Consider the following 23,524-nt stretch of genomic DNA (forward strand, 5'->3'; position numbering starts at 1 on the left):
CTGCCCGGCTCAGGCGGCTGTGTATTTGTTTTTGGCGTAGATAAAACCGCAAATTGGCAGCAACGACACCGGCATAAACAGCAGCAGGTAGCCGATTAAACTTATCAGCTGGTAATAAGCCAACAGGCCTGAAAGCGCCATCAACAGGCCGGAGAGCATCATGCTGTGCCCAAAAATGCGGCCAAATTCATTCACGTCAGTCAGGCTGGAGAAATCAACGCCGTTGATCAACTGATGCTGACGTTTCACCCCCACCAGATAACCAAGACCAGCAACCACCAGAGCGGTGCTAAGGCTGATCAGCAGAACAATCAAAAGCACATTCATAACAACTCCTTGTTCCGGCTGGCAATGCAGCCGCAGTTTTGTCCCTAAATTAATTAAGGCTCAAACTACTGGTTGCCTTATTGATTTTCAAGCAGTTTTTTAACAGATGATTCACAGCAGCAGGCAAAGTGGCGGCGCTGCTGATGGTCCTGAACGGGCGCAGCAAGCTACGCCCCTACGTCTCCGGGTTCTGAGGTTTCGAATGCCGGTTGTAGGGGATGGTCTTGAACGGGCGCAGCAAGCTACGCCCCTACGTCTCTGGGTGCGGTGGTTTCAAATGCCGGTTGTAGGGGATGATCTTAAACGGGCGCAGCAAGCTACGCCCCTACGTTTCTGGATGCTGAGATTTCAAATTCTGGTTGTAGGGGCGGGTCTTGACCCGCCCGCAGGGTTGGTGCCATGGATGGCACAAATAAAAAATCGTCAGGAACGATTTTTAACAACGCAACGCGTTGGCCCGTAGGGTGTCAGACATGGACGGCAGACATAAAAAATCGTCAGGAACGATTTTTAACAACGCAACGCGTTGGCCCGTAGGGTGTCAGACATGGACGGCAGACATAAAAAATCGTCAGGAACGATTTTTAACAGTGCGAAGCGCTGGCCCGTAGGGTGTCTGCCATGGAAGGCAGACATAAAAAAAGCACCTTGCGGTGCTTTTTTTATTTCGGTCGCCAGTATTAACGGGCACCCAGAACGCTGAAGCGTTTTTTGAAGCGGTCAACACGACCACCCACGTCAGCCACTTTCTGCTTACCAGTGTAGAACGGGTGGCAAGCTGAGCAAACGTCCAAGTGGATGTCTTTGCACAGTGCTGAGTGCGTTTTGAAGCTGTTACCGCAAGTACAGGTTGCAGTGATTTCTTTGTATTCCGGGTGGATACCTGGTTTCATGGCGTTACCTCGTTAGGCCGTATCGCTATCTGATCACCCATGTGTCAGACACCATACGTATTACAGTGAATTTAGGGCGCGTAGCTTAATGGATAGCTGCTGAAGTTTCAACCTAAAAAACAACGCCGTCCGGCATTTATTTTCGATGGCGTTCAGGACGCGGCCTCAGTAGACTAAACACCTGTTTTTAGGCGGGAAAACTGTTGTGATTGTGCTTAGGGTGGCCTTACCGCTGCCGCTGCGTCAGCATTTTGATTATCTGTTACCAGAGTCCGAATCTGTCAGTCCGGGCTGTCGGGTGCAGGTGCCTTTTGGCAACCGCGAACTTATTGGTATTGTCTGGCAATTGCAGCCGGCCGACCATTACCCTGCCGAACAATTAAAAACCGTGCTGAAGGTACTGGACAAAGCCCCGGTGCTGGCGGCCGATTTACGCCAGTTATTGTCTTTTGCCGCCGATTATTACCACCACCCCTTGGGCGAAGTGCTGACCAGCGCCTTGCCCGCTCTGCTGCGTGAAGGCAAAAATGCCGACCCCATCCGCACTGTGCGTTACCAGCTCACCGAAGCCGGGCAGGCACTGGACGAACAGCAATTTAAACGCGCTCCCAAACGTCTGGCCTTGTGGCAGTTGCTGAAAACGGCGCCAGAACAGCAAGCCCTGAGTGGCCAGTTCAGCCGCAGTGAGCTGAATTACTTTTTAGAGCTGCAGTACGCCGAAGCGGTTGAGGTGCCTTATGGGCCTTATACACCCCAGCCTGAAACACAAAAAGCACTGCCGCTGAACCCGGCGCAGGCGCTGGCGGTCAGCCGGGTCACCCAAAGCCTGGGCCAGTTTGCCACTTTTTTACTCGATGGTGTCACAGGCTCGGGCAAAACCGAAGTTTACCTGCAAAGCATCAGCCCTGTGGTTGCCGCAGGCGGTCAGGTGCTGGTGTTGGTGCCAGAAATTGGCCTGACGCCACAAACACTGGCACGTTTTGAACAACGCTTTGGCGTGCCTGTTGGGGTCTGGCATTCCAATATGACCGACCTGGAGCGTTTTACCGTCTGGCAACGTTGCCAGACAGGCGATTTGGCCATTCTGATCGGCACCCGCTCTGCGCTGTTTTTGCCCTTTTTAACGCTGCAGCTGCTGATTCTGGACGAAGAACATGACGCCTCCTTTAAGCAGCAGGACGGCTTTCGTTACCACGCCCGCGACCTGGCGATTAAACGTGCGGCCTTACTCAAGCTGCCAGTATTGTTAGGCTCAGCCACGCCCAGCCTGGAAAGCCTGGCCAATGTGCAGGCCGGCCGGTTTTTCCCGCTGCCATTGCCAGAACGGGCGACCGGCCATGCAGTGCCCAAAGTGGAACTGGTGGACTTAAAACAGCAGGTGATGCAGGCAGGCCTGGCTGGCCTCACCCGTCAGCGTATTCAGCAAAACCTGGACAAAGGCCGTCAGGTGCTGCTGTTTTTAAACCGCCGTGGTTTTGCCCCGGCGCTGATTTGCCATGAGTGTGGCTGGCTGACCGAATGCCAGCGCTGCAGTGCTTTTATGACCTACCACAAACAAAGCCGCCAGCTGGTGTGTCACCACTGCGGCAGCATCAAAGCGGTACCACGCCAGTGTGGTGGCTGTGGCAGCACTCAGCTATCAACAGTCGGCCAGGGCACAGAGCAACTGGAAGAGCAGCTACAAGTGTTGTTCCCAAAGGTACCCATTACCCGGCTGGACCGCGACTCGACCCGACGTAAAGGCAGCCTGGACCAGGCATTGCAGCAAATTCATCAGGGCGAGCCGCAGCTGATTGTCGGCACTCAGATGCTGGCCAAAGGCCACCATTTCCCCAATGTAGCACTGGCAGTCATTGTCGATGTCGATGGCGCCTTGTACAGCAGTGATTTTCGTGCCCCTGAGCAACTGGCCCAGCTGCTGACCCAGGTGGCTGGCCGCTCTGGCCGTGGCTCTGAGCCTGGCACAGTATTGCTGCAAACCCATTACCCAGGCCATGCGCTGCTGCAGGACGTGATTCAAAACGGCTATGCCTCTTTTGCCCGCAGTGCCTTGCTGGAGCGGCAGTACACCCAGCTGCCGCCTTATATGCACCTGGCGCTGTTTCGCACCGAAGCACTGCAACTGGAGCTGTGCCAGCAATGGCTGCAGCAACTGACCCAATTGCTGGGCGCTTATCCAACACTGCAACTGCTCGGCCCGCTGGCCTGCCCTATGGAGCGCAAAGCCGGTAAATACCGCTGGCAGCTGCAGCTGTTTTGCAAAGACCGCAAGGTGCTGCACCAGGCCTTAGCGCAGGCCGTCGCAACCGTAAAAGACTGGCCGCTAAGCCGCAAACTGAAATGGCAGCTGGATGTGGACCCGCTGGATTTAAGCTAACCTGCAAGTTGGGGTCAGAGTAGTACTCTGACCCCAACCCTGTCTTTTTCATAAAACTTCAGTAGAATGCCTTTTTTAGGTTGTTTTAGTAGTTGTTATGCCTCAACGCGATTATGTCAAAGCTGGCCGGGCCAAGCCCCGCCCGAAGAAAACTGCACCACCGCCAAAAACCTACCCCTGGCCTTTGATGGTGCTGGCGGCCGTGCTGCTGCTGGCGTTCGCCTGGTTTTTATACCATTTAAGTACCCGCGAACCTGTCGCCATCTCTGAACCGGCGAAAAGAGCGGCCATTACGCCACAAAAAGAGCTGCCACCTAAGCCAAAAGCTGAGCCGTACCAGTACATTAAAGAGCTGGAAAACAAAGAAATTCAGGTGAAAGTGGAAGAGCTGGAAAACAAAGGCCCCTTTGAAATGTACTGTGGGGTGTACCGGGTAGAAGAAACTGCCGAGCAGCTCAAAGCCAAAATTGCCTTTGCCGGTTATGCCTCAACAGTACGGCGTATTGAAGGCAAAAACGGCGTATTCTTTCGGGTCACTTTAGGGCCTTATGCCAGTAAAAGGCAGGCCGAAAGCGAAAAAAGCCGGCTGAACCGGCAAAAAGTAGCAGATTGCCGGATAGCGGCCATTTAAGCGGCAAGCTCAGTTATAAAAACGGCCGCAACCTTGAAAAGCGGCCGCCACTGCCCCACTTCATCAGCATGTTTCTGTCCTTACCGGATTTATCATGACCACTATTGTTTCTGTACGTCGCAACGGCCACGTGGCCTTGGGCGGTGATGGCCAGGTGTCACTGGGCAACACTGTGATGAAAGGCAATGCCCGTAAAGTGCGCCGTTTGTACCATGGCAAAGTGCTGGCAGGTTTTGCCGGCGGCACCGCCGATGCTTTTACCTTATTTGAACGTTTTGAAGCCAAACTGGAGATGCACCAGGGCCATCTGATGCGTGCGGCCGTCGAGCTGGCGAAAGACTGGCGCACGGACCGGGCGCTGCGCCGGCTGGAAGCTTTGCTGGCAGTGGCTGATGCCAATTGCTCGCTGATCATTACCGGCAATGGCGATGTGATCCAACCCGAGCATGACCTGATTGCCATTGGCAGCGGCGGCCCTTATGCCCAGGCCAGCGCCACAGCGCTGCTGCAGAATACTGAATTGTCAGCACGCGACATTGTCGAAAAGAGCCTGACCATAGCCGGTGATATTTGTGTGTTCACCAACCATCACCAGACCATCGAAGAATTGTAAGAGACTGCCTTATGTCTGATATGACACCCCGTGAAATAGTGCACGAACTGGACCGCCATATTATTGGTCAGAGCAAAGCCAAACGCGCTGTGGCCATTGCGCTGCGGAACCGCTGGCGCCGGATGCAGCTGGACCCGGCCTTGCGCCAGGAAGTAACCCCAAAAAACATTCTGATGATTGGCCCGACTGGGGTGGGCAAAACTGAAATTGCCCGCCGCCTGGCCAAACTGGCCAACGCACCTTTTATTAAAGTGGAAGCCACCAAATTCACCGAAGTGGGGTATGTCGGTAAAGAAGTGGAAAGTATTATCCGCGACCTGACCGACAGCGCGGTGAAAATGTTCCGTGAGCAGGAAGTGGCAAAAAACAAGTTTCGCGCTGAAGAAGCGGCCGAAGAACGTATTCTGGATGTACTACTGCCACCAGCCCGCGACAGCTGGGGTCAGGTGCAGCAGTCTGACAGCGACAATTCCACCCGTCAGGTATTCCGTAAAAAGCTGCGCGAAGGCCAGCTGGACGACAAAGAAATTGAAATCGACCTGGCCGCCCCACAAATGGGTGTAGAAATTATGGCGCCGCCGGGCATGGAAGAAATGACAGCTCAGCTGCAGTCGATGTTCCAGAACCTGGGCAGTGATAAAAAGAAAAGCCGCAAACTAAAAATCAAAGACGCCTTTAAACAACTGGTGGAAGAAGAAGCCGCCCGCCTGGTCAACCCGGAAGAGCTGAAACTGAAAGCTCTGGATGCGGTGGAGCAAAACGGCATCGTCTTTATTGATGAAATTGACAAGATCTGCAAACGCGGCGAAACCAGTGGTCCGGACGTGTCCCGTGAAGGGGTGCAGCGCGATTTGCTGCCGTTAATCGAGGGCTGCACCGTCAACACCAAACACGGCATGGTCAAAACCGACCATATTCTGTTTATTGCCTCTGGGGCTTTCCAACTGGCGAAACCATCGGATTTAGTGCCTGAACTGCAAGGCCGCTTGCCGATCCGGGTCGAGCTGGAAGCGCTGAGCGCCGCCGATTTCGAGCGTATTCTGACTGAACCCAAAGCGTCCTTAACCGAGCAGAGCATAGCGATGCTGGCCACCGAAGGAGTGAATATTCAGTTCACCAAAGACGGTATTTCCCGTATTGCCAATGCCGCCTGGCAGGTGAATGAGCGGCTGGAAAACATTGGTGCCCGTCGCCTCTACACAGTGATGGAACGTTTGCTGGAGGATATTTCCTTTGACGCCGCCGACCATCAGGGCCAGCAGATCACTATAGATGCCGCTTATGTCGAAAGTCACCTGGACAGCCTGGTGCAAGATGAAGACTTAAGCCGCTTTATTCTGTAATGAGCCAGGCACCTGCGCATGCAGTCGTGACCCGGCTGCATTACCACCGCCAAAGCAAAACACTGGACCTGCAGTTCAGTGACGGCCAGCAGTTTTCCTTGCCGGCCGAATTGCTGCGGGTGTTTTCGCCTTCAGCAGAAGTGCGTGGCCATGGTCAGGCCACACTGGTGCTGCATAAAAAACAGGTGGGCATTCAGTCGATTGTGCCTGTGGGGCATTACGCGGTGAAACTGGTGTTTGATGACGGCCACTATACCGGCTTGTACAGCTGGGTGTATTTGCGTGAACTGGCCGAACAACAACAGCCATTGTGGCAGCAGTACCTGGCACAGGTGAAACAGGCCAACGGCAGCAGAGACGACCAGATAGCAGTGAGATTTATTCCTTAAGTTGCCCGTAAGCCTGTTGCAGCCGTTGCACCAGGTCGGGTGGCGTGCTCAGGCTGGCCGCCAGATAAGCGCTGGCTGACAACTCAGGAATAGCCCAGTCAAACACCAGGCTGCCGGGTGGCAGTTGGTTGCGCCGTTCAATTTCCGGCAAAAACAACGGGTTCTCCAAGACGTAATCTACTTTGCCATTGGCCAGCAACCACCAGCTTTGTTCGGAGTTGGCCGCCACCATCAGCTGCTTGCCTTCAGCAAACCCTGCCTGGACTAACCACTGATAGGCCGAATCATCCCGTTGTACCGCAATGGTTCTGTGTTTCAGCTGCGCCAGACTATTCAACGGGCTTCCCCGTTGTTTCAGCCGCACCAACCCCAACCTGAACTCAACCAGTTTGCCTATCCAATGGAATTTGGCTTCACGGGCCGGCGTTCTTGCCAGGGCAAAAATCAGCACTTTGGAATGACGCTGCGCCATGTTGTAGGCCCTGGCCCAGGGATAAAGACGAAACTCAGCTGATAAACCGGCTTGTTTCAGCACAGCACGCACTCTGTCAACATTTTCGCCGCTCAGAACACCATCTTGCTCCTGCATGGACTCGGTGACCGCAATAAAATCGGCGGCCTGCACCCACAGACCACATGCCCCCAGCAGCAAAGCAGCACGCCGTTTCATGGTCAGGCTTTAAAGCGGTCGACTGTGTGATGCAACATGCTGGCCTGGCTGGCCACTTCTTCGCTGGTTTGCGCATTTTGTTGCGCCAGCACCAGCGAATGTTCGGAGATATCGCGAATGCGCACCACATTTTTATTGACGTCGGCGGCGACCAGGCTTTGCTCCTCCACTGCAGTGGCTATCTGGCTGGTCATATCCATAATCAGACCTACATCGCCGGTGATCTGACGCAGTAACGAGATAGTGGTACCCGCCTGTTCTGCGCTTTCTTTGCCCTGCTGCTGGCAACGTTGCATCACTTGCACTATGTTCCCTGTGCGTTGCTGCAGGCCCGAAATAATCTGTTCAATCTGGCCGGTCGATTCCTGAGTGCGCATCGCCAATGAGCGTACTTCGTCGGCCACCACCGCAAAACCCCGACCTTGTTCGCCAGCGCGGGCGGCTTCTATTGCTGCATTTAACGCCAGCAAATTCGTTTGCTCCGCAATACCACGGATCACATCCAGTACCTGACCAATGGTCACGCTGTCACGCTCCAGCTCATTCAACACAGTCGATGCCTGCTGCAGTTGCTGCGCCAGCTGCTGAATGCGGCTCACCGTCTGTTCCACGGCGTTCAGGCCCTGCTGTGCGTTCTGGTTGGTGTCCTGGGCTTTTTGTGCCGTCTGTTCGGTGTTCTGTGCAATTTCGTTGACTGTGGCGCCCATTTCCGTCACAGCGGTCGCCACCATATCGCTTTCCAGTTGCTGCTGCGACATGCCTTTGCTGGTGTCTGCAGTGGATTGCGCCAGTTCAGCTGTGGCCTGATCCAGCATGCTCAGTGCCTGATTGACACTGCGGACCAAATCCTGCACATCGGACAACATCTGGTTGACATCCCGCGCCAGCCCGGTCATTTCATCCTGACCTTCTTCGTCAATACGCAGGCGGAAGTCGTTGTCTTTGCGCACCAGCCCTATAGTGGCACAGACTTTTTCTATAGGTTTCAGAATACTGCGGCTGGTTAGCAGCACCAGACTGATCACCGCCAGCAGTACCAAAACAAACAGGCTGATGGCCAGCGTTTTGCTGGCTTTGGTGGCACCATCCACGGCGGCGGATGACAGAACAGACATTTGTTCCAGACTTTGTTCGGTCTGATGAATCGCCTGACGCATCTGCCCCATCAGGCCCTGATCATGTGCCAGACCAATCTGCTGCTCCCCTTGCACCAGTTGCTCAAAAGCCGCTCCATAGGATTGGGCTTTCGTGATCAGACTGCCAGCCTGAGCCGGATCAGTGATTTTCTGCTGCAACAAGCCGGTAAACTGGTTCAGGCCCTGCTGAAAAGTCTGCAGGTACTTGAGATCCAGCCGCAGCATAAAATCTTTTTCCGCACGGCGCAGCTGCAGCAACTGCGTACTGAGTTCAAAGTCCTGGGTGCTGGCAAACGCCTGTTCCAGTTCATGGGCATTTTTGCGCAAAGCGCCATACAAACCGGACTGCGGGTCCAGCCCCACCTGCTCTGACACCGTCACCAGTTGATTAAACAACTGACGGTAGTTACCTGTTAGTTGTAAAAACTGTTGCAGTGCCGCAGTATCCAGCCCCAAATCCTGCATATCCAGCTCAAGCTGCTGCCCGCTTTTCGCCAGCGAATCTGCCTGCTGATTAAATTTTTGTTGATACTCCAGCTCAGACCTCAGCAGAAAATCCTTTTCGTAACGCCGCAGCTGTAACACCGACAACTGCAGCTGCTCCACTTCCAGCCGCAGCTGCGCCAGTTGAGTCAGTTTTTGCCCCTGGAACAACAGCAACGCCAGCATCACAAGCATGGCCAGGCCAACAATCCATGCATTCAGTAATAAACGCTGACGAATACTCAATTGACGTAATGCAAACATGGTACTTCACTCCGGCTAAGTCGCGGCGCCAAATACTTTGATTATAGAGAGGAATTTCAGTAAAGCAGACAGCAAACCGGTAGGAAATGAAAAAAATGGCACAAGCCTGCGAGGCTTTTGCCTTTTACTGCAGTAACTGCACTGCAATCAGGCAACTGCCACTGCCCAGCAAGGCACCTGCCAGAATATCCAGCGGAAAATGCACCCCCAACAAAATACGGGATAAGCCAATCAGGCAGGCCCAGCCAAACAACATGCCACTCCACAAGGGGTAATACAGACTGATAGCACAAGCCATCACAAAGGCAGCCGCTGTATGACCGGACGGCAGGCTGAATTTATCTGAGGCTTCAATATGCGCCTGAATACCTTCCGCCAGCCGTTGATACGGCCGCTGACGGCGAATGGAGTTTTTCAGCAGAAAATACAGTGGTAATTCAATAGCAAAACTCAGCAATAGCAGCTCAGTCAGAGCCGAAGCATGAAAGGCATCAGCCAGCCAGAAACCGGATAACAGCAGCAGATAAAATGGGCCATCGCCGGTTTTCGAGCACCAGAAGCTGAATTTGTGTACCGACTGGCGCTGGCTGCGGCTGAACACCCAATGAAAGTATTTTTGATCCCAAAGACGGACACGCTCAAGCCACATAACTCACCCGCCACTTTGCTGAAGCTGTGGCCAGCTTAAGACGCTTGAGTGACAATACTATGACAACAAATTGTCCCGCTTCAGTAAATCCAATGCGTCCTGTTCAGGCAAAGGTTTAGCCAGCAGATAACCCTGCATGGCGTCACAAGACAAAGCCCGCAGTACGTCCAGCTGAGACTGGTGTTCCACTCCTTCAGCCAGAATGCGTTTGCCCAGGCCATGGGCCAGCGTCACCATGGTTTTGATAATCATCATATCGGAATCATTGGTCGCCATTTCGATAACAAAACTGCGGTCGATTTTAATTTTGTCGATCGGCATCCTGCGCAAATAACCCAAAGAGGAATAACCGGTGCCAAAATCGTCAATTGAGACCCGGATGCCCATCTGCTGCAATTCGGCCACATAGTTGGAGCCTTTTTCCATATCATTCATCGCGGTATTTTCGGTAATTTCCAGCTCCAGCATGGCCGGTGACACCTGGTACCTCAGTAGCAATTGCTGCACCCGCTTTTTCAGACCCTCCAGCTGAAAATGCACTGGCGACATATTCACAGCCAATGGCACTGCAATGCCCTGACGTTTCCAGTCGGCCAGTGTGGCCACCGCTTTTTCCAGCAACAATAAATCCAGCGCCTGTGCCAGCCCCACCTGCTCTGCCAAAGGCAAAAACTGTCCCGGCATCAGCAGACCTTTTTCCGGATGGTTCCAGCGCACCAGAGCTTCAAAGGCTTCGATACGGCCTTCACGCAAATCCCATTGCGGCTGGAAATAAAAGATAAACTGGTCCTGCTCCAGCGCAAGCAGCAGATCTTTTTCCAGGCTGAGCAAACGGGCCGATTCTTCTTCCATCCCCGGCTGGTAAAAACTGCAACTTTGCTGCAGGCGTTTGCAGTGGTGAAACGCAATATTGGCACGACGCAGCAATAGCTCAGCGTCATCACCGTGAAGAGGTGCTTCGGCCACTCCGACACTGGCGGTCAGTTTGATTAACCCCTGCTCAGAGCTAAAAGGTTTTTCAATCAGCTGCTCCAGGTGTTGCAACACAAACAGCTTTTGCCGGTCTGTCACACAATCCTGCACCACCACAGCAAAAATATCGCCACCGGTGCGGGCCACCAGCACAGGTTTAATCACGGACGACTCCAGCCGCCTGGTCACTTCACGCAGAATACGGTCCCCTTGTTTTAACCCGACAGATTCATTCACCACTTTAAAACTGTCGAGCCCAATCATCAGCAAGAGGCAGGCCTTTTGCCCCGCCAGTAACGGGGTGAGTTGTTGAAACAGTGCATCGCGGTTTAATGCGCCGGTCAGCGGATCATGGGTGTCCAGATACTGTGTTTTCGCCGCCAGTTGTTGATTGGCCTGACGTTCGTCCTGCTGCAACCAAATCACCAGCCCCAGGCTCAGCACCATCTGTACAAAGAGCTCCAGGTATTTAATGACAAAACTGACATTGGTGCTGTCAGAAGGCAACAGCTGCAGCAGCAGAGGGGTCAGTAAAAACAGACTGCCCCAGAGCAACATGGCGCTGGCAACAATACGTACTGCCAACTGCTGTTTATTCAGAGTCCAGAGCCAGGCGCCGGACACCGTGACCGCCAGCCCTATCAGCAGCAGTCGCAGATTCAGTTGTAAAAAAGCCGACCATTCACGGGTGACAGCCCACCACTGCACAGGCCAGACCGAAATAAAGGCCAGTAATGCCAGCCCGGCAAGCAGCTGATTGACACTGCGGCTGGAAATGCGTTGCGCCGTGACCGTTTCATGCACTCCCACCAGCAGCCAGACGGCAAAGGCATAACAAGAGCCCAGATTTACAAAGCTGTTCAGTTCACGCAGCCAGCCAGGAGCCTGCTCTGCAGCCAGGTAAACCCCACTCAGTATGGAGCTGACAAACAAAGCAAAACAGCTAAAGGCAATGGCCCAGGATTTCAGGTAATGCCGCTGATAGATGGTATAGAAATGCCAGAGCAGACCGGCCATAGCGCAGGCAAAGCCAATTTGGGTTAAATAAAGCAGGAATCTCGCCAGTATTTCAGTGCTCAACCAGTCAGCCCTGTCACAACAAATTCAGCATGTGGATTTTCACCTTAGCATCGCCTGCGCAGCATCACAACTGCAGGACTGACTGAAAGCACAGATACTGAGCAAAACCAGAATCCGCTTGAGCTTAACGGCGATAAAGTTATACTCTGTTTTTGATCAACGACTTATCTAACGGAGCCCGTCATGGAATACAACACCTCAGAGTTATGCGACTTGTACGCCGATATGATTGATGTGGTGGAACCTATTTTTGCCAACTATGGCGGACGTCGTTCCTTTGGCGGTCAGATCCTGACCGTGAAGTGTTTTGAAGACAATGGCCTGGTGCGCAAAATGCTGGCGGAACCCGGTGTAGGCAAAGTACTGCTGATTGATGGCGGCGGCTCTGCCCGTCGAGCGCTTATTGATGCCGAGCTGGCTTCAATGGCAGCCAGCAATGGCTGGGAAGGTATTGTCTGTTACGGCAGCGTGCGCGATGTCGATACGCTGGAAGATTTTGATATTGGTATTCAGGCAGTAAACGCCATTCCTGTTGGCGCCGACGATCAGGGCTTTGGTGAAACCGATGTGCCGGTTAACTTTGCCGGTGTCACCTTTTTGCCTGGTGATCATCTGTATGCTGACGGTACAGGCGTGATCCTGTCCCCTGAACCTCTGGATCTGGAATAGTTAGTTTGTCTCCGTTTATTTTTTATCAGGCCGCCGACTTGGCGGCCTTTCAACAACTGCGCGCTGGCGAACAGCGTTTAGGTGAAGCTCTGTTTTGGCCCGCAACAGAGGGCAGCCTGACCCAACGCCTGCAGCAGGCCAGACTGGCCGGTGTACGTATTGTGCTGCTGGGCGTTCCTGAGGATATAGGCCCACGTGCCAACCTGGGTTTTGGCGGCGCCACTCAGGGCTGGAACGCTTTTATCCGCAAATTTATTAACCTGCAGGCCAATGCATTTCTGGATGCCAGCCAGTTAATGCTGTTGGGTGAACTGGACTGCGCCGACTTACAGCAACAAAGTCTGCAGCTCGACCCGGCGCAGCCAGAGCAACTGCAGCAGTTAAGAGCCTTGTGTGCTGAACTGGATCAGCGGCTGGAACCTGTGCTGCTGGCGATCTTCGACGCCGGACTGCTGCCCGTAGTGATAGGTGGCGGCCACAACAATGCATTGCCTTTGTTAGCGGGCTTAAGCCGCAGTCGGGGCCAGCCGGTGAACGCGATTAACCTGGACCCTCATGCCGATTTTCGTTTGCTGGAAGGCCGGCACAGCGGCAACGGTTTTAGTTACGCCAAAGCTCAGGGGTACTTGCAGCATTATCTGGTGATGGGTCTGCATGAACTAAAAAATTCAGCAGCAGCCCTGGCAGGTTTGCAAGCGGAAAAAGTCGATGTACTGAGTTATCAACAGTTATTTGTGCGTCAGCAGGCCGACTGGCCAGCGCTGTTACAACAATGGCTGGCAAAGCATTCCGGGCCTTTTGGGATTGAGCTGGACACAGATGCGATTACCGGTATGCCGGTCAGCGCTTACAACAGTTGTGGGGTGTCGGTGCAACAGGCTGAACATTTTGTCTATCTGCTGGGCAGTTATGCGGACAGCCAGTATCTGCATCTGGCCGAAGCAGCACCAGAACGTCACCCTTCTGGCCTGGCGGCCGGAATGAACGACGCGGGTCAGATCCTGACCGCACTGGTGTGCGCTTTTGTGATGGCGAAACAAGCCAGGCCAGTTTAGTAACTGGCTTTGCTGTAACCCCACTGCTGCATCCAGGGTACAAAAGCGTCCAGAGCAAAAGGTTTGGCATAGAGGTAACCCTGCCCCCTGCTGCAGCCCATTGCCAGCAGTTTCTGCTCGACTTCCTGTTGTTCAATACCTTCGGCGACCACTGTGAACTGCAGGTTTTTCGCAATATCGATAATGGCGCCTGTGATGGCGCTGTGGGTATCGGAACGGTGCAGGTCAAACACAAAAGAACAATCCACTTTGACCTGCTGAATAGGCAGTTCACGCAGATAGGCCAACGACGAGAACCCGGTCCCAAAGTCGTCCAGTGCCAGCTCCACTCCCAGTTGAGACAGATGATGTAAAGTACGTAACGCTAAATCAGGCTCGGCCACCAACGCACTTTCTTTCAGCTCCAGAATCAACAGACTGGCAGGCACCTGGTACTTATTCAGCAATAGCTCTACAGTGTCCACCAGCTCGTCCTGCAGCAAATCTTTACTGGACAGATTGACTGCTATCTGGCAATGCAGCTGCTGTTGCTGTAACTGAGCCAGCAGTTGAATGGCCCGCTCCAGCACCCAGCGGGTTAGCGGGTAAATGACCCCCATTTGTTCGGCCAGCGGCAAAAACTGATCCGGCCCCATCAATCCCCGGCGTGGGTGATGCCAGCGGATCAGCACTTCACCGGCCAGCACCTTGTGATCAGTCAGGCTGAGCTGTGGCTGGATATGCAGTTTCAGTTGTTGGGAATCTATCGCCTGTTGCAGTTCAGCCATCAGGCTGAGTTTATCCTGATCATACTGTGTCAGCTCCGACTGATACACCAGATGGTGGCTGTGACCAAATTGACGGTGTTGCAGCACCAGCAGCGCTTTATCCAGCAATTCATTGAGCTGTTCACCATGTTCGGGGTAACAGGCAATACCGCTCAGTAGCTGGTAATCAATGGCACAGCCATGGATCAATAAAGACTGGGGCAGCTGGTATTCCAGTTTGTGCGCCAGCTGTTCCGCACCATGCTGTTTTTCAGAGGCATCCAGCCAGAGCGCAAAATAAATGCCCCCCAGGTGGGCCACCTTATTCTCTTTATCCAGCAGACAGGCTTGTGCTTCAGAGAGCAGCCGCTGCTGCAGGCGCTGAGCAATCTGTACCAATAACAAATCAGCATTTTGTGCCCCTATCGCCTGATTCACCCGGTCAAAGTGTTGCACTTTGCACACCAGCAATGCGGCCTTTTTACCTCGCTGCTGTTTGTCCCATCGTTTAACAATTTGACTGAGCCTGGCTTTATTCGGCAAACCACTCAGTTCATCATGCAAATCATCCGAGCTGTCAGGGCGCATGGGTACAGAAACTTGCAGCTGAGTTTTGGCTTTACGCAGCAGCCACAAGGTCCAGAGCAGCAGCAGGGCCAACACAGCACTGACCAGCCAGCCCAGCGGGTCCTGTTGTTGTTGCGCCAAAGCAGGGGCCGACCAAACCAATACCACTGTGACCGCTATCAGAATTCGTCGCACACCTACCCCTTATAAAACGCTAACTTCTTAATCCTACTTCAGATTTTATGATTGTCTAGACAGGAAGTCGCAGCACCTGACCATCTTTGACCAGTTGGCGTAGTGGATTGACGCCAAACTGATAACAGAGCTCTGCTGGCTGGCTTATCGCATAGAGCGCAAAATCGGCCTTTTTCCCAACGGCCAGCTGACCACGGTCGGATAAACCTAAAGCCGCAGCCGCATGACGGGTGACACCCAACAAGGCTTCTTCCGGGGTCAGACGGAACAGGGTGCAGGCCATATTCAGCATCAGCGGTAAATTACAAAAAGGTGAAGTGCCAGGGTTTAAATCGGTGGAAATGGCCATGGGCACACCATGCTGACGCAACAAAGCCACGGGAGGCTGTTGGGTTTCACGCAGAAAATAATACGCGCCCGGCAGCAATACAGCCACAGTGCCTGCCGCCGCCATGGCTTTGACATCTTCTTCGCTCAGGTACTCAATATGGTCAGCCGACAAACCGCTGAACTCGGCCACCAGGCGGGTGCCTCCCAGGCAGGAGAGCTGCTCGGCATGCGCCTTAACCGGCAACCCCAGACTTTGGGCCTTTTCAAAGAGCCGGCGGCTTTGCTCAACAGAAAAACCAATGCCTTCACAAAATACGTCCACTGCATCCACCAGACCCAAAGCTGCCAGTTGTGGCAACATGCTTTCCACCACCAGCGCCATATAGCCCTCTGCGTTGCCCTGGTACTCAGCCGGTACCGCATGCGCACCCAAAAAGGTTTTCTGAATATCGACCGGGTGCACTCTGTCCAGCTCAGCCGCCACTTCCAGGATCTTTTGTTCTGTGGCCAGATCCAGCCCATAACCGGACTTGATTTCTACAGTGGTGACTCCCTGACTCAGCAGAGCATTGAGCCGGTTTTTTGCCAGCACAAAGAGTTCTTCATGGCTGGCCGCTCTGGTGGCCGCCACTGTGGATTTGATACCGCCACCCGCTTCGGCGATCTGCTGATAACTGGCACCATTCAGACGCATTTCAAATTCATTGGCACGGCTGCCGGCGTAAACCAGATGGGTATGGCAGTCAATAAAACCAGGCAACAACCACTGGCCTTGCCCATCATACAAAGGGGTGCGGAGCAAATCTGTGGCTGGCAGTGCGGCCTTGGGGCCCAACCAGGCAATACGACCGTCTTTGACTGCCAAAGCGCCATCCGCAATAGTCCCGTAAGGCTCCGCTGCATCCGTCATAGTTGCCAGTTGAACATTCACCCAGACTGCGTCGAAATCTTGCATAAACACCCCAAAAAAAACCTGTCTGATGTCAGCAATTCTAACCGAACAACTTGTCTATACAAGAGATAGACTCTAGAGTAAGCATAAAACTGACCGCCACTGGTACTGCCATGGATCACCCGGCCTCCAACAAAAAATTTGTCACCATCAAAGACCATATTCTGGCGCAGGTGGAGAGCGCCGCCTGGCCTGAACACAGCCGGATCCCATCGGAAAACGAGCTGGCTGGCCAGTTTGGTGTCAGCCGGATGACAGCACGCCGTGCCTTGCAAGAGCTGACAGAACAAGGAGTACTGTACCGCACTCAGGGGGTAGGCAGCTTTGTGGCCTCACCCAAGTCACAATCCTCTTTACTGGAAATCCGTAATATTGCCGACGATATCACCAGGCGCGGCCATTTTCACAGTGCTCAGCTGGTGCAACTGACCAGCCTGCCTTGCCCGGCCCTGGTGGCCTCAGCACTCGGCATGGTGCGTCATCAGCCAGTGTTTTTTTCACTCATTGTGCATTATGACAACCAGACCCCTTTGCAACTGGAAGCCCGTTATGTCAACCCGATGATGATTCCAGACTATCTGGCTCAGGATTTCCACTACCAGACTCCACATGAGTATTTGAGTGCAGTGGCACCGCTGACCGATGCCGAACATTTAATTGAAGCCGTGTTGCCTGACGAGCTGTGCCAGAAATACCTGAAGATCCCGCCCTCTGAACCTTGTTTACGCCTGACCCGGCGCACCTTCAGCCGGGGCGGAGCCGTCAGTTTTGCTTACCTGACCTCAGCTGGCAGCCGTTACCGGCTGGGTGGTCAGCTGACGGTGTCACAGAAAAAACCTGCCCCTTGACCCAACAGAGCGCCCCAATCTGGTGCAAATTATTCCAAAAGGCCCCACATTGAACATATCAAGCCGCTAACCGCAGCCGGGCTGCATTTTATCTCAGCGAAAGCCCAGTAACGCTGCACCAGTCTGGCTAGACCAGTTGTGAAAACTCTGTTAGTGTCAGACGGCTGTGCGCATCAGCGTCAACATGCTCTAAAACTAATAACAAGAACAGAAGTTGGGATGATTTTATGAAACTCAGGGTGGCTCACAAGATTTATCTGGGCTTTGGCTTTATTGCCTTGCTGTTACTGATTGCCAGTTTGTCGTCTTTATGGAGTTTTGCGGTCGTCAGCAGCTCCAGCAATCAAATCAATGAAACCGCAGTGCCTGTTCAACAACATAGCAATAAAGCCCAGATTCAGCTACTGCGGTTAGCCAAGTTGTCCGCTATGGGTTTTACCGTCGAAAAAGCAGACGAAATTAAAGCCATTCAAACCGACTTCAGCAACACGTCCGACAGCTATCGGCAACTGATAGAGACGCTGGGACAATTGGTGCAACAGGATGACAGCTTAAAAAGCCAGTTGGCATTAGCTTCAGGCCATTACCAGAATTATCAGCAGGCGGTCAGTGCGTTGTTCGATGCACGTTTAAAAGCCTTAGAGCACGGCGAGTTGGCTCAAGCCGAATTGAAACAACTGGAGCAACTCATTGATACTGCCGGGGCCACTTTGGTGGATTTATCCTTTCTGGAGGTGCCAGGCAAATCTGCCCAAGTGGAACTGATTGCCGGAGCCGCCAGCCGGGTCGATGGTCAGTTGCTGCAATTGCTGCAAACGGTGCGGGAAACTGCGGCTTACAGCAGCAGGCAACCACTGGCCAGCAGCCAGGAAAACCTGAGTTTTACCTTCAGCGATATGCAAGGCAATCTGGACTATATTGCCAACCTGATTCCACAGGTTCAGGCCGGTGATTTATGGCAGGACTTTCTCAGTCAGCTGAACGACACCAAAACCCGGCTGGAGGCCAGCCCCAACCTGGTCAGCATCAAACTGCAGCAGGCGGACGAACTGCAGCGCGCCCGTGAACAGTTTCTGCAGTCAGAGCAACAGGTTCGGGAAGCTATTGCTGCGCTTGACCAGTTAATTCTTGGCGCCGAGCAGCAGTTTAACAGCCTGCAGCAAGACCTTTCCTCGTCGGTCAACTCAGGCACGGTGCGGACCATTCTGATGATGGTGGTTCTGGTCGGGCTGGCTTTGACCGCCGCCTATTTGACCATTAAAGCGATGATTCAGCCATTGTCCGGCATTAATAAAGTACTGGCGGATATCGCCTCCGGCAATTTAAGCCGCGAGCTGGATATTCGTTCGCAGGATGAATTTGGCGAGCTGTCGGCCAACGTCAACCGCCTGACCCGGGCGCTGCGTCAGCTGATTGAACAAATTCAGCAAGGGGTGCTGGAGTTGAACCACAGCGCACACCGATCCAGCGAAGAAATTACTGCGATTCACCAGGCACTGAGTACCCAGAACCAGCAAGTGGCCACAGTGAATCAAATTACCGTGCAATTAGCGGGTCAGACTGAACAAATAGCTGCGCAGGCCGACGAGGCTCAGCTGCAAATGCAACAAGCCCTGCAGCAAAGCCAGGCTATAGACCGGATCTCTGCCGCGAATAACCAGGCCGTGGTGCAACTGGCAGGTCAATTGGACCAGACCAGCCAGCTGATGCAGCAGGTGAACAGCCAGTCCAACAATATTGGCGGCATTCTGCAAACCATCCGGGGTATTGCCGAACAAACCAATTTGCTGGCACTGAATGCAGCGATAGAGGCAGCACGTGCCGGCGAACAAGGCCGGGGTTTTGCGGTAGTGGCTGATGAGGTCCGCTCTCTGGCCGTACGCAGCCAGCAGGCGACAGATGAAATCCGGGATATGATCAGTCAGTTACAACAGCAAAGTGTGCAGGCGGTCAGTTCAGTGGAGAAAGGTCAGCAAGACGCCAACCTCTGTGTCAGCCAGAACGAGCAACTGATGCAAGCATTGCAGGACATCAATCAAGCGATCAGCAGTATGCATCAGGTAAGTGACCACATTGCGACAACCAGCGCAGAACAACGTCAGCTCGGGCACGCCATTGAAGAGCGGATGCACAGCATGGTCGAGCTGGCTGAACAAAGTACAGAGCGGGCAACCAGCACATTGGAACAAAGCCAGCAAGTGGCCACCGCAGCAGGCCGGCTGGAGGCATCAGTTCAGCACTTCAGATTGCATTAACCCAGCTCTTTCATCACCAGCTGCCACCCAAATTACAGCAAAAAAAATGGCCAGAGAATCTCTGGCCAGGCAGGAAGTGTGTCATCCTTTATCTTTGTGTATTCCGTTAATCAGATTGGTAACTACCTGAACATCATCGTATTTATCTTCGGATAAAACATGACGAAAGCCTTACTTAGCCGTTATATCAGCACTAACTGACCACTTTGTTCATTGCTCAGGTAACGTTTCAGCTTCTGATGGTCAAACAACTCTATCCCGGCTTCGTTAGCGAAGAGCCGCACCTGACTATTGATACGCTGACAGCTGACAATCAGGCCTCGCTGACAATTCTGCATCAGCATTTGCTGGAAAACAGAGCGCACCAAAGACACGGTCAGCGGAGCTTCGGCATCCTGCTGGATATACACCAGCAATGCCTGATGCCGGTTACGGACCAGATAATGCGAGTCATGCCGCTCCAGCGACTCCATATCACGCTGTAAATGTTCCAGCAGCAAATCAGTGCTGTATTTGTACTGCTGCTGTGACCGCTCTCCTTTGCCGTCATTCAGCCAGGCCATCGGGTTCAGCAGGTCTTCCTGCCGCTCCAGCTCCAGAAAAGCCAGCACATTAAACACCAAAGCCATTAAAAACATCACAACAAAGGTCCAGAGCAATGAGTTCGACCAAAAGCTGCTGAGCACCCAGTCCTGATAACCAGACAGCACCGAATACTCAGAAAACATCAGGTAACCTGCACCGGCAAGAATTCCGATACCAGTTGCAATACAGGAGCAAATCAGCCACTTGTTGTTCATCACTAATTCTCCTCAGAAAACGAGGTGTGAGTGTGGCTCTGGCAACAGCTGATTACCTGATCATCTGTTGATAAAGGAATAATAAGGGGTTGGTTTCTGTTTAATGCTTAGGCAACACCGCAAACTGGCCACGAAATTCAGCCGCCAGAACCGAGTCAGACCAGAGCTCGACTGTCACAGGCACCCTGACTTTCCGCCCCTGAGCCAAGGCGGTCCAGTCCACCTGATGCAGATAGCGGTAACAACGTGCTGTGGCTGCGCCTGGTACTGGTTTCAGATAACGAATTTGTGCGTCGGCCAGCACTATATGACCGTGCTGCTGATGCTCTTGTAACAGCAACCAGACCATGCCCCAGCCGGTCAGTGTCGCTGTGGTATAAATACTGCCAGCAAACATCGTCTGATGCAGATTGATATTGGGCGGCAACGGCACCTGAGTCTCCAGGCACCAGGGACTCAGTTGCTCAATGCCAAGCTGCATATAGGCTGACAGTGGAATAGTCTGATGCCAGGTTTGTTGCAACTCGGCACGCCAGTCAGCCAGCGTGCTGGTATTCGCCTGAAATGCCAAAGCTTTGCCGTAACGGTCATGGGCAATACCAAACAAAGCTTTGGCAGGTTCCAGGTACTGATAACCCAGCTTACGGTAAAAACCTGCGGCGCTCTCCCGGGCGTTCAGTACCAACTGTTGCGCGTGCCACTGCAGTGCCTGTTGTTCCAATTGTTGTAACACCAAAGCACCCAGACCATGCCCCTGCCAATCTGGCGACACCGCCATATAACGCACCTGAGCTTGTTGCGCGTTAATTTTATGCACCCGCCCGACGGCCACTACCTCGCCTTGTTCAGTCCAGGCCGCAGCATGAAAAGCCTCCTGTTCCAACTCATCCTGTTCAGAGCCTTGGGGCTGATGCCAGGGAGCCCTCAGCACTTGCCAGCGCAACAGGTAATAAGCCTGCCATTCAGCGGGAGTTTGTGGGGAACGCAGTTGCCATTTCATCAACTCACCTCAGCTTTGCAGCAGAAAAGTAACGGGACCATCGTTGGTCAGACTGACCTGCATATCAGCAGCAAACTGGCCGGTTTGCACTTCTATCCCCTGACTGCGGCAATAGCTGACAAATTGCAGGTAAAGCTGCTGTGCATGATCGGGTAAAGCTGCAGGGGTAAAGCTGGGTCTTAAACCTGAGTTGGTATCCGCAGCCAGCGTAAACTGCGACACCACCAGCAAAGCACCACCGGCCTGCTGCACGTTCAAATTCATTTTGCCGTTTTCATCAGAAAACATTCTGTATTTCAGTACTTTATCTGCCAATTTTTTTAGTTGCTGTTCAGTGTCCTGTTGCTCCACTCCCAACAACACCAACAATCCACAGCCTATCTGCCCAACAATCTGCTCCGCCACTTCAACTTTCGCCTGTCGGACCCGTTGTAACAACGCCTTCATTTACGCTCCCAATTTCAGCGCCATCCGCACCGACGCCTGATACAAAGCCGCTGTAATACCCGGTTCAGACGCAGAATGCCCGGCGTCTTCCACCCAGACCAGTTCGGCCTGCGGCCAGTGCTGCGCCAGCTGCCAGGCGTTTTCTGCTTTGCACACCATGTCATAACGCCCATGCACCAGAATGCAGGGCAAATGCCGTATCGCGGCAACACCATTCAACAGTTGGTTCGGCTGCAAAAAGCTCTGATGCATAAAATAGTGATTTTCAATCAGCGCCAACGCCAGCGCAGCATCTTCTTCCTGCTCTCCGGCAAAAGCAGCAGGGTGCGTGCGCAGGCTGGCAATACGCGATTCCCATAAACTCCAGGCTAAGGCTGCATCCAATCGGGTTCTGTGCTGATCAGAGTGCAACAACTGATGATAAGCCCTGATCGGGTCATCCAGCTCCGAGCCAGCTATGGGTTCGAAAAAATCACGGTAAAAATCAGGAAACACCTGGGCTGCCCCACCTTCCTGGCCATACAACCACTGAATATCTTCATCCCTGGCCAGGAAAATACCGCGCAAAATAAAGCCAAGACAACGTGATGCGTGCGCCTGCCCATACGCCAGCGCCAGTGTACTGCCCCAGGAACCGCCACACACCAGCCAGCGCTCTATCCCCAAAGCCTCGCGGATCAGTTCCATATCCGCCACCAGGTGTTGCGTATCATTGTTGGTCAGGCTGTACAGAGGTTTGGACTGACCACAACCACGCTGATCGAACAAAATGATGCGGTAGCGGCGGGGGTCAAACAGGCTGCGATGAAAAGGTGAACTGGCACCACCAGGGCCTCCATGGCAATACAGCACAGGAATTCCGTCAGGTGCGCCACTTTGTTCCAGGTACAGCTGATGGCCGTCTGCAGTCGGTAACCACTGTATTGCATAAGGCTCAGGTATTTTCGGACTCATTAACCTCTCCTTCGCGCTGTTGCTGTTGCTCGGCTTGATTTAAGGGGTAGAGCTGCTGCAACAATGCGGTGAATTCCACCCCCGCCAACACCAGCCACCACACCAGATAGACCCACAAAAACAAAATAGGCACCAAGGCCAGAGCCCCATAAATGGTCTGGTAGGACGGAAAATAAGTGATGTACAGCGCAAAGCCTTTTTTCAACAGTTCAAACAACAGGCTGGCCAGCACAGCACCAGCCAGCGCATGGCGATACTTCACTTTGGTATTGGGCACCAATAAATACAGCAGATAAAAGGCGGCAACGGAAAAGAAAAATGGCGTCAGCGTCAGCAACAGATTACTCAGACCCGGCGTGTAATCTTCGGCATAACCTGACAAAGTCAGCAGGTAAGACGACACAGCAATTGAGGCCCCGAGCAAAATAGGACCAAAAGTCAGCAGCATCCAATAAATTGAAAACGAAATAATCAGTCGCGGTCGTTTTTCTATCCGCCAGATTTTATTGATGCTTTTGTCGATATTATGAATCAGCATCAGCGCCACCAGGACCAGAGCGCCCACACCTACCGCCGTCATCCGGCCAATATTTTCGACAAAACCAGCAATATAGAGCCGCAGTTCATCCCCCCGTGAAGGGACGACATTAGCATAAATAAAGGCCTCCAGCTGAGTACGCCATTCGGCGAACATCGGAAAAGCCCCCATCACCGAAAACATCACCGCAATCAGCGGCACCAGGGACAACAAGGAAATATAGGCCAGATAGCCGGCCACCACATTAATCTGATCCTGCAGACAACGCTGAACATACAATGCCAGCACCCTATATGTCTGATGCAGATACTGCTGCCAGGGCCGTCCTGCAGGCATCATGG

At 53.2% G+C, this 23,524-nt stretch carries 22 protein-coding genes; 9 read left to right on the forward strand and 13 right to left on the reverse strand.

The features are described 5' to 3' along the window. Nucleotides 1-9: 9 nt before the first annotated feature. On the reverse strand, nt 10-327 hold the full coding sequence (locus WKJ03_RS11030) for a hypothetical protein (RefSeq protein ID WP_337842259.1): 318 nt from the start codon (nt 325-327) through the stop codon (nt 10-12). Between the two features lie 680 nt (nt 328-1,007). Beyond that, on the reverse strand, nt 1,008-1,220 hold the full coding sequence (gene rpmE / locus WKJ03_RS11035) for a 50S ribosomal protein L31 (RefSeq protein WP_337842260.1): 213 nt from the start codon (nt 1,218-1,220) through the stop codon (nt 1,008-1,010). Between the two features lie 205 nt (nt 1,221-1,425). Here rpmE and priA point away from each other — a divergent pair, with 205 nt between their 5' ends. The 5 genes from priA to WKJ03_RS11060 all read left to right on the forward strand — a co-directional run bounded on the left by priA (nt 1,426) and on the right by WKJ03_RS11060 (nt 6,573). Continuing rightward, complete coding sequence (gene priA / locus WKJ03_RS11040) at nt 1,426-3,597, forward strand: primosomal protein N' (RefSeq protein WP_337842261.1); 2,172 nt, start codon at nt 1,426-1,428, stop codon at nt 3,595-3,597. Nucleotides 3,598-3,694: 97 nt separating this feature from the next. Further along, a complete protein-coding gene (locus WKJ03_RS11045) occupies nt 3,695-4,228 on the forward strand; it encodes an SPOR domain-containing protein (protein ID WP_337842262.1) in 534 nt (177 codons plus the stop codon). Nucleotides 4,229-4,322: 94 nt separating this feature from the next. Continuing rightward, complete coding sequence (gene hslV, locus WKJ03_RS11050; RefSeq protein ID WP_337842263.1) at nt 4,323-4,841, forward strand: ATP-dependent protease subunit HslV; 519 nt, start codon at nt 4,323-4,325, stop codon at nt 4,839-4,841. Between the two features lie 11 nt (nt 4,842-4,852). Then, nucleotides 4,853-6,184: an HslU--HslV peptidase ATPase subunit gene (gene hslU, locus WKJ03_RS11055; RefSeq protein WP_337842264.1), complete on the forward strand. Its 1,332-nt coding sequence runs from the start codon at nt 4,853-4,855 to the stop codon at nt 6,182-6,184. Next, entirely contained in the window at nt 6,184-6,573 is a 390-nt protein-coding gene (locus tag WKJ03_RS11060; RefSeq protein ID WP_337842265.1) for a DUF971 domain-containing protein, read from the forward strand. The genes hslU and WKJ03_RS11060 overlap by 1 nt, the downstream gene beginning before the upstream one ends. Here the strand turns inward: WKJ03_RS11060 and WKJ03_RS11065 are convergent. The 4 genes from WKJ03_RS11065 to WKJ03_RS11080 form a co-directional block, all read right to left on the reverse strand. Further along, complete coding sequence (locus WKJ03_RS11065) at nt 6,563-7,243, reverse strand: transporter substrate-binding domain-containing protein (RefSeq protein WP_337842266.1); 681 nt, start codon at nt 7,241-7,243, stop codon at nt 6,563-6,565. The genes WKJ03_RS11060 and WKJ03_RS11065 overlap by 11 nt on opposite strands. Nucleotides 7,244-7,245: 2 nt before the next feature. Then, the gene (locus WKJ03_RS11070) at nt 7,246-9,126 is read right to left on the reverse strand and encodes a methyl-accepting chemotaxis protein (protein WP_337842267.1); all 1,881 of its coding nucleotides are present in this window, start codon (nt 9,124-9,126) and stop codon (nt 7,246-7,248) included. Between the two features lie 124 nt (nt 9,127-9,250). After that, nucleotides 9,251-9,775 carry a phosphatase PAP2 family protein gene (locus tag WKJ03_RS11075; RefSeq protein WP_337842268.1) on the reverse strand — a complete coding sequence of 175 codons (525 nt, stop codon included), beginning with the start codon at nt 9,773-9,775 and terminating at the stop codon, nt 9,251-9,253. Between the two features lie 57 nt (nt 9,776-9,832). After that, nucleotides 9,833-11,827, reverse strand: a complete 1,995-nt coding sequence (locus tag WKJ03_RS11080; protein ID WP_337842269.1) for a bifunctional diguanylate cyclase/phosphodiesterase — start codon at nt 11,825-11,827, stop codon at nt 9,833-9,835. Between the two features lie 183 nt (nt 11,828-12,010). On the opposite strand from WKJ03_RS11080, the gene rraA reads away from it, so the two are divergent. Both rraA and WKJ03_RS11090 read left to right on the forward strand, forming a co-directional pair. Next, the gene (rraA, locus tag WKJ03_RS11085; RefSeq protein WP_337842270.1) at nt 12,011-12,496 is read left to right on the forward strand and encodes a ribonuclease E activity regulator RraA; all 486 of its coding nucleotides are present in this window, start codon (nt 12,011-12,013) and stop codon (nt 12,494-12,496) included. Nucleotides 12,497-12,501: 5 nt separating this feature from the next. After that, nucleotides 12,502-13,551, forward strand: a complete 1,050-nt coding sequence (locus tag WKJ03_RS11090; RefSeq protein ID WP_337842271.1) for a formimidoylglutamase — start codon at nt 12,502-12,504, stop codon at nt 13,549-13,551. Here the strand turns inward: WKJ03_RS11090 and WKJ03_RS11095 are convergent. Together WKJ03_RS11095 and hutI are read right to left on the reverse strand one after the other, a co-directional pair. Next, nucleotides 13,548-15,059 carry a bifunctional diguanylate cyclase/phosphodiesterase gene (locus tag WKJ03_RS11095; RefSeq protein ID WP_337842272.1) on the reverse strand — a complete coding sequence of 504 codons (1,512 nt, stop codon included), beginning with the start codon at nt 15,057-15,059 and terminating at the stop codon, nt 13,548-13,550. The two genes, WKJ03_RS11090 and WKJ03_RS11095, sit on opposite strands and share 4 nt — an antisense overlap. A 55-nt stretch (nt 15,060-15,114) precedes the next feature. Then, entirely contained in the window at nt 15,115-16,344 is a 1,230-nt protein-coding gene (gene hutI, locus WKJ03_RS11100) for an imidazolonepropionase (protein ID WP_337842273.1), read from the reverse strand. Nucleotides 16,345-16,454: 110 nt separating this feature from the next. Here hutI and hutC point away from each other — a divergent pair, with 110 nt between their 5' ends. After that, nucleotides 16,455-17,189 carry a histidine utilization repressor gene (gene hutC, locus WKJ03_RS11105; RefSeq protein WP_337842274.1) on the forward strand — a complete coding sequence of 245 codons (735 nt, stop codon included), beginning with the start codon at nt 16,455-16,457 and terminating at the stop codon, nt 17,187-17,189. 227 nt (nt 17,190-17,416) lie between these two features. After that, nucleotides 17,417-19,444 (forward strand): methyl-accepting chemotaxis protein, encoded by a 2,028-nt coding sequence (locus WKJ03_RS11110; RefSeq protein ID WP_337842275.1) that lies wholly within the window; start codon nt 17,417-17,419, stop codon nt 19,442-19,444. Between the two features lie 182 nt (nt 19,445-19,626). On the opposite strand, the gene WKJ03_RS11115 is transcribed toward WKJ03_RS11110, so the two are convergent. From WKJ03_RS11115 to WKJ03_RS11135, 5 genes are all read right to left on the reverse strand, one after another. Further along, the gene (locus WKJ03_RS11115; protein ID WP_337842276.1) at nt 19,627-20,244 is read right to left on the reverse strand and encodes a restriction endonuclease; all 618 of its coding nucleotides are present in this window, start codon (nt 20,242-20,244) and stop codon (nt 19,627-19,629) included. Nucleotides 20,245-20,344: 100 nt separating this feature from the next. After that, nucleotides 20,345-21,244, reverse strand: coding sequence for a bifunctional GNAT family N-acetyltransferase/hotdog fold thioesterase (locus WKJ03_RS11120; protein ID WP_337842277.1), 900 nt, complete (start codon nt 21,242-21,244; stop codon nt 20,345-20,347). A 9-nt stretch (nt 21,245-21,253) separates the two neighbouring features. Further along, entirely contained in the window at nt 21,254-21,691 is a 438-nt protein-coding gene (gene dtd / locus WKJ03_RS11125) for a D-aminoacyl-tRNA deacylase (RefSeq protein ID WP_337842278.1), read from the reverse strand. Further along, a complete protein-coding gene (pip, locus tag WKJ03_RS11130; RefSeq protein ID WP_337842279.1) occupies nt 21,692-22,645 on the reverse strand; it encodes a prolyl aminopeptidase in 954 nt (317 codons plus the stop codon). After that, on the reverse strand, nt 22,626-23,522 hold the full coding sequence (locus tag WKJ03_RS11135; protein ID WP_337842280.1) for a virulence factor BrkB family protein: 897 nt from the start codon (nt 23,520-23,522) through the stop codon (nt 22,626-22,628). Before WKJ03_RS11135 ends, pip begins: the two co-directional genes overlap by 20 nt. Nucleotides 23,523-23,524: the final 2 nt, after the last annotated feature.

The sequence above is a fragment of the Rheinheimera sp. genome (genome assembly GCF_037442525.1).
GTDB lineage: Bacteria > Pseudomonadota > Gammaproteobacteria > Enterobacterales > Alteromonadaceae > Pararheinheimera.

Excerpts from the sequence above, each read along its gene's own strand:
- WKJ03_RS11070 (WP_337842267.1), bottom strand. The coding sequence starts at position 9,126 with ATGTTTGCATTACGTCAATTGAGTATTCGTCAGCGTTTATTACTGAAT.
- WKJ03_RS11030 (WP_337842259.1), bottom strand. The coding sequence starts at position 327 with ATGAATGTGCTTTTGATTGTTCTGCTGATCAGCCTTAGCACCGCTCTG.
- hutC (WP_337842274.1), top strand. The coding sequence starts at position 16,455 with ATGGATCACCCGGCCTCCAACAAAAAATTTGTCACCATCAAAGACCAT.
- WKJ03_RS11065 (WP_337842266.1), bottom strand. The coding sequence starts at position 7,243 with ATGAAACGGCGTGCTGCTTTGCTGCTGGGGGCATGTGGTCTGTGGGTG.
- WKJ03_RS11045 (WP_337842262.1), top strand. The coding sequence starts at position 3,695 with ATGCCTCAACGCGATTATGTCAAAGCTGGCCGGGCCAAGCCCCGCCCG.
- dtd (WP_337842278.1), bottom strand. The coding sequence starts at position 21,691 with ATGAAGGCGTTGTTACAACGGGTCCGACAGGCGAAAGTTGAAGTGGCG.
- WKJ03_RS11075 (WP_337842268.1), bottom strand. The coding sequence starts at position 9,775 with ATGTGGCTTGAGCGTGTCCGTCTTTGGGATCAAAAATACTTTCATTGG.
- rraA (WP_337842270.1), top strand. The coding sequence starts at position 12,011 with ATGGAATACAACACCTCAGAGTTATGCGACTTGTACGCCGATATGATT.
- WKJ03_RS11120 (WP_337842277.1), bottom strand. The coding sequence starts at position 21,244 with ATGAAATGGCAACTGCGTTCCCCACAAACTCCCGCTGAATGGCAGGCT.
- pip (WP_337842279.1), bottom strand. The coding sequence starts at position 22,645 with ATGAGTCCGAAAATACCTGAGCCTTATGCAATACAGTGGTTACCGACT.
- WKJ03_RS11110 (WP_337842275.1), top strand. The coding sequence starts at position 17,417 with ATGAAACTCAGGGTGGCTCACAAGATTTATCTGGGCTTTGGCTTTATT.
- WKJ03_RS11060 (WP_337842265.1), top strand. The coding sequence starts at position 6,184 with ATGAGCCAGGCACCTGCGCATGCAGTCGTGACCCGGCTGCATTACCAC.
- hslV (WP_337842263.1), top strand. The coding sequence starts at position 4,323 with ATGACCACTATTGTTTCTGTACGTCGCAACGGCCACGTGGCCTTGGGC.
- rpmE (WP_337842260.1), bottom strand. The coding sequence starts at position 1,220 with ATGAAACCAGGTATCCACCCGGAATACAAAGAAATCACTGCAACCTGT.
- hslU (WP_337842264.1), top strand. The coding sequence starts at position 4,853 with ATGTCTGATATGACACCCCGTGAAATAGTGCACGAACTGGACCGCCAT.
- hutI (WP_337842273.1), bottom strand. The coding sequence starts at position 16,344 with ATGCAAGATTTCGACGCAGTCTGGGTGAATGTTCAACTGGCAACTATG.
- WKJ03_RS11135 (WP_337842280.1), bottom strand. The coding sequence starts at position 23,522 with ATGATGCCTGCAGGACGGCCCTGGCAGCAGTATCTGCATCAGACATAT.
- WKJ03_RS11115 (WP_337842276.1), bottom strand. The coding sequence starts at position 20,244 with ATGAACAACAAGTGGCTGATTTGCTCCTGTATTGCAACTGGTATCGGA.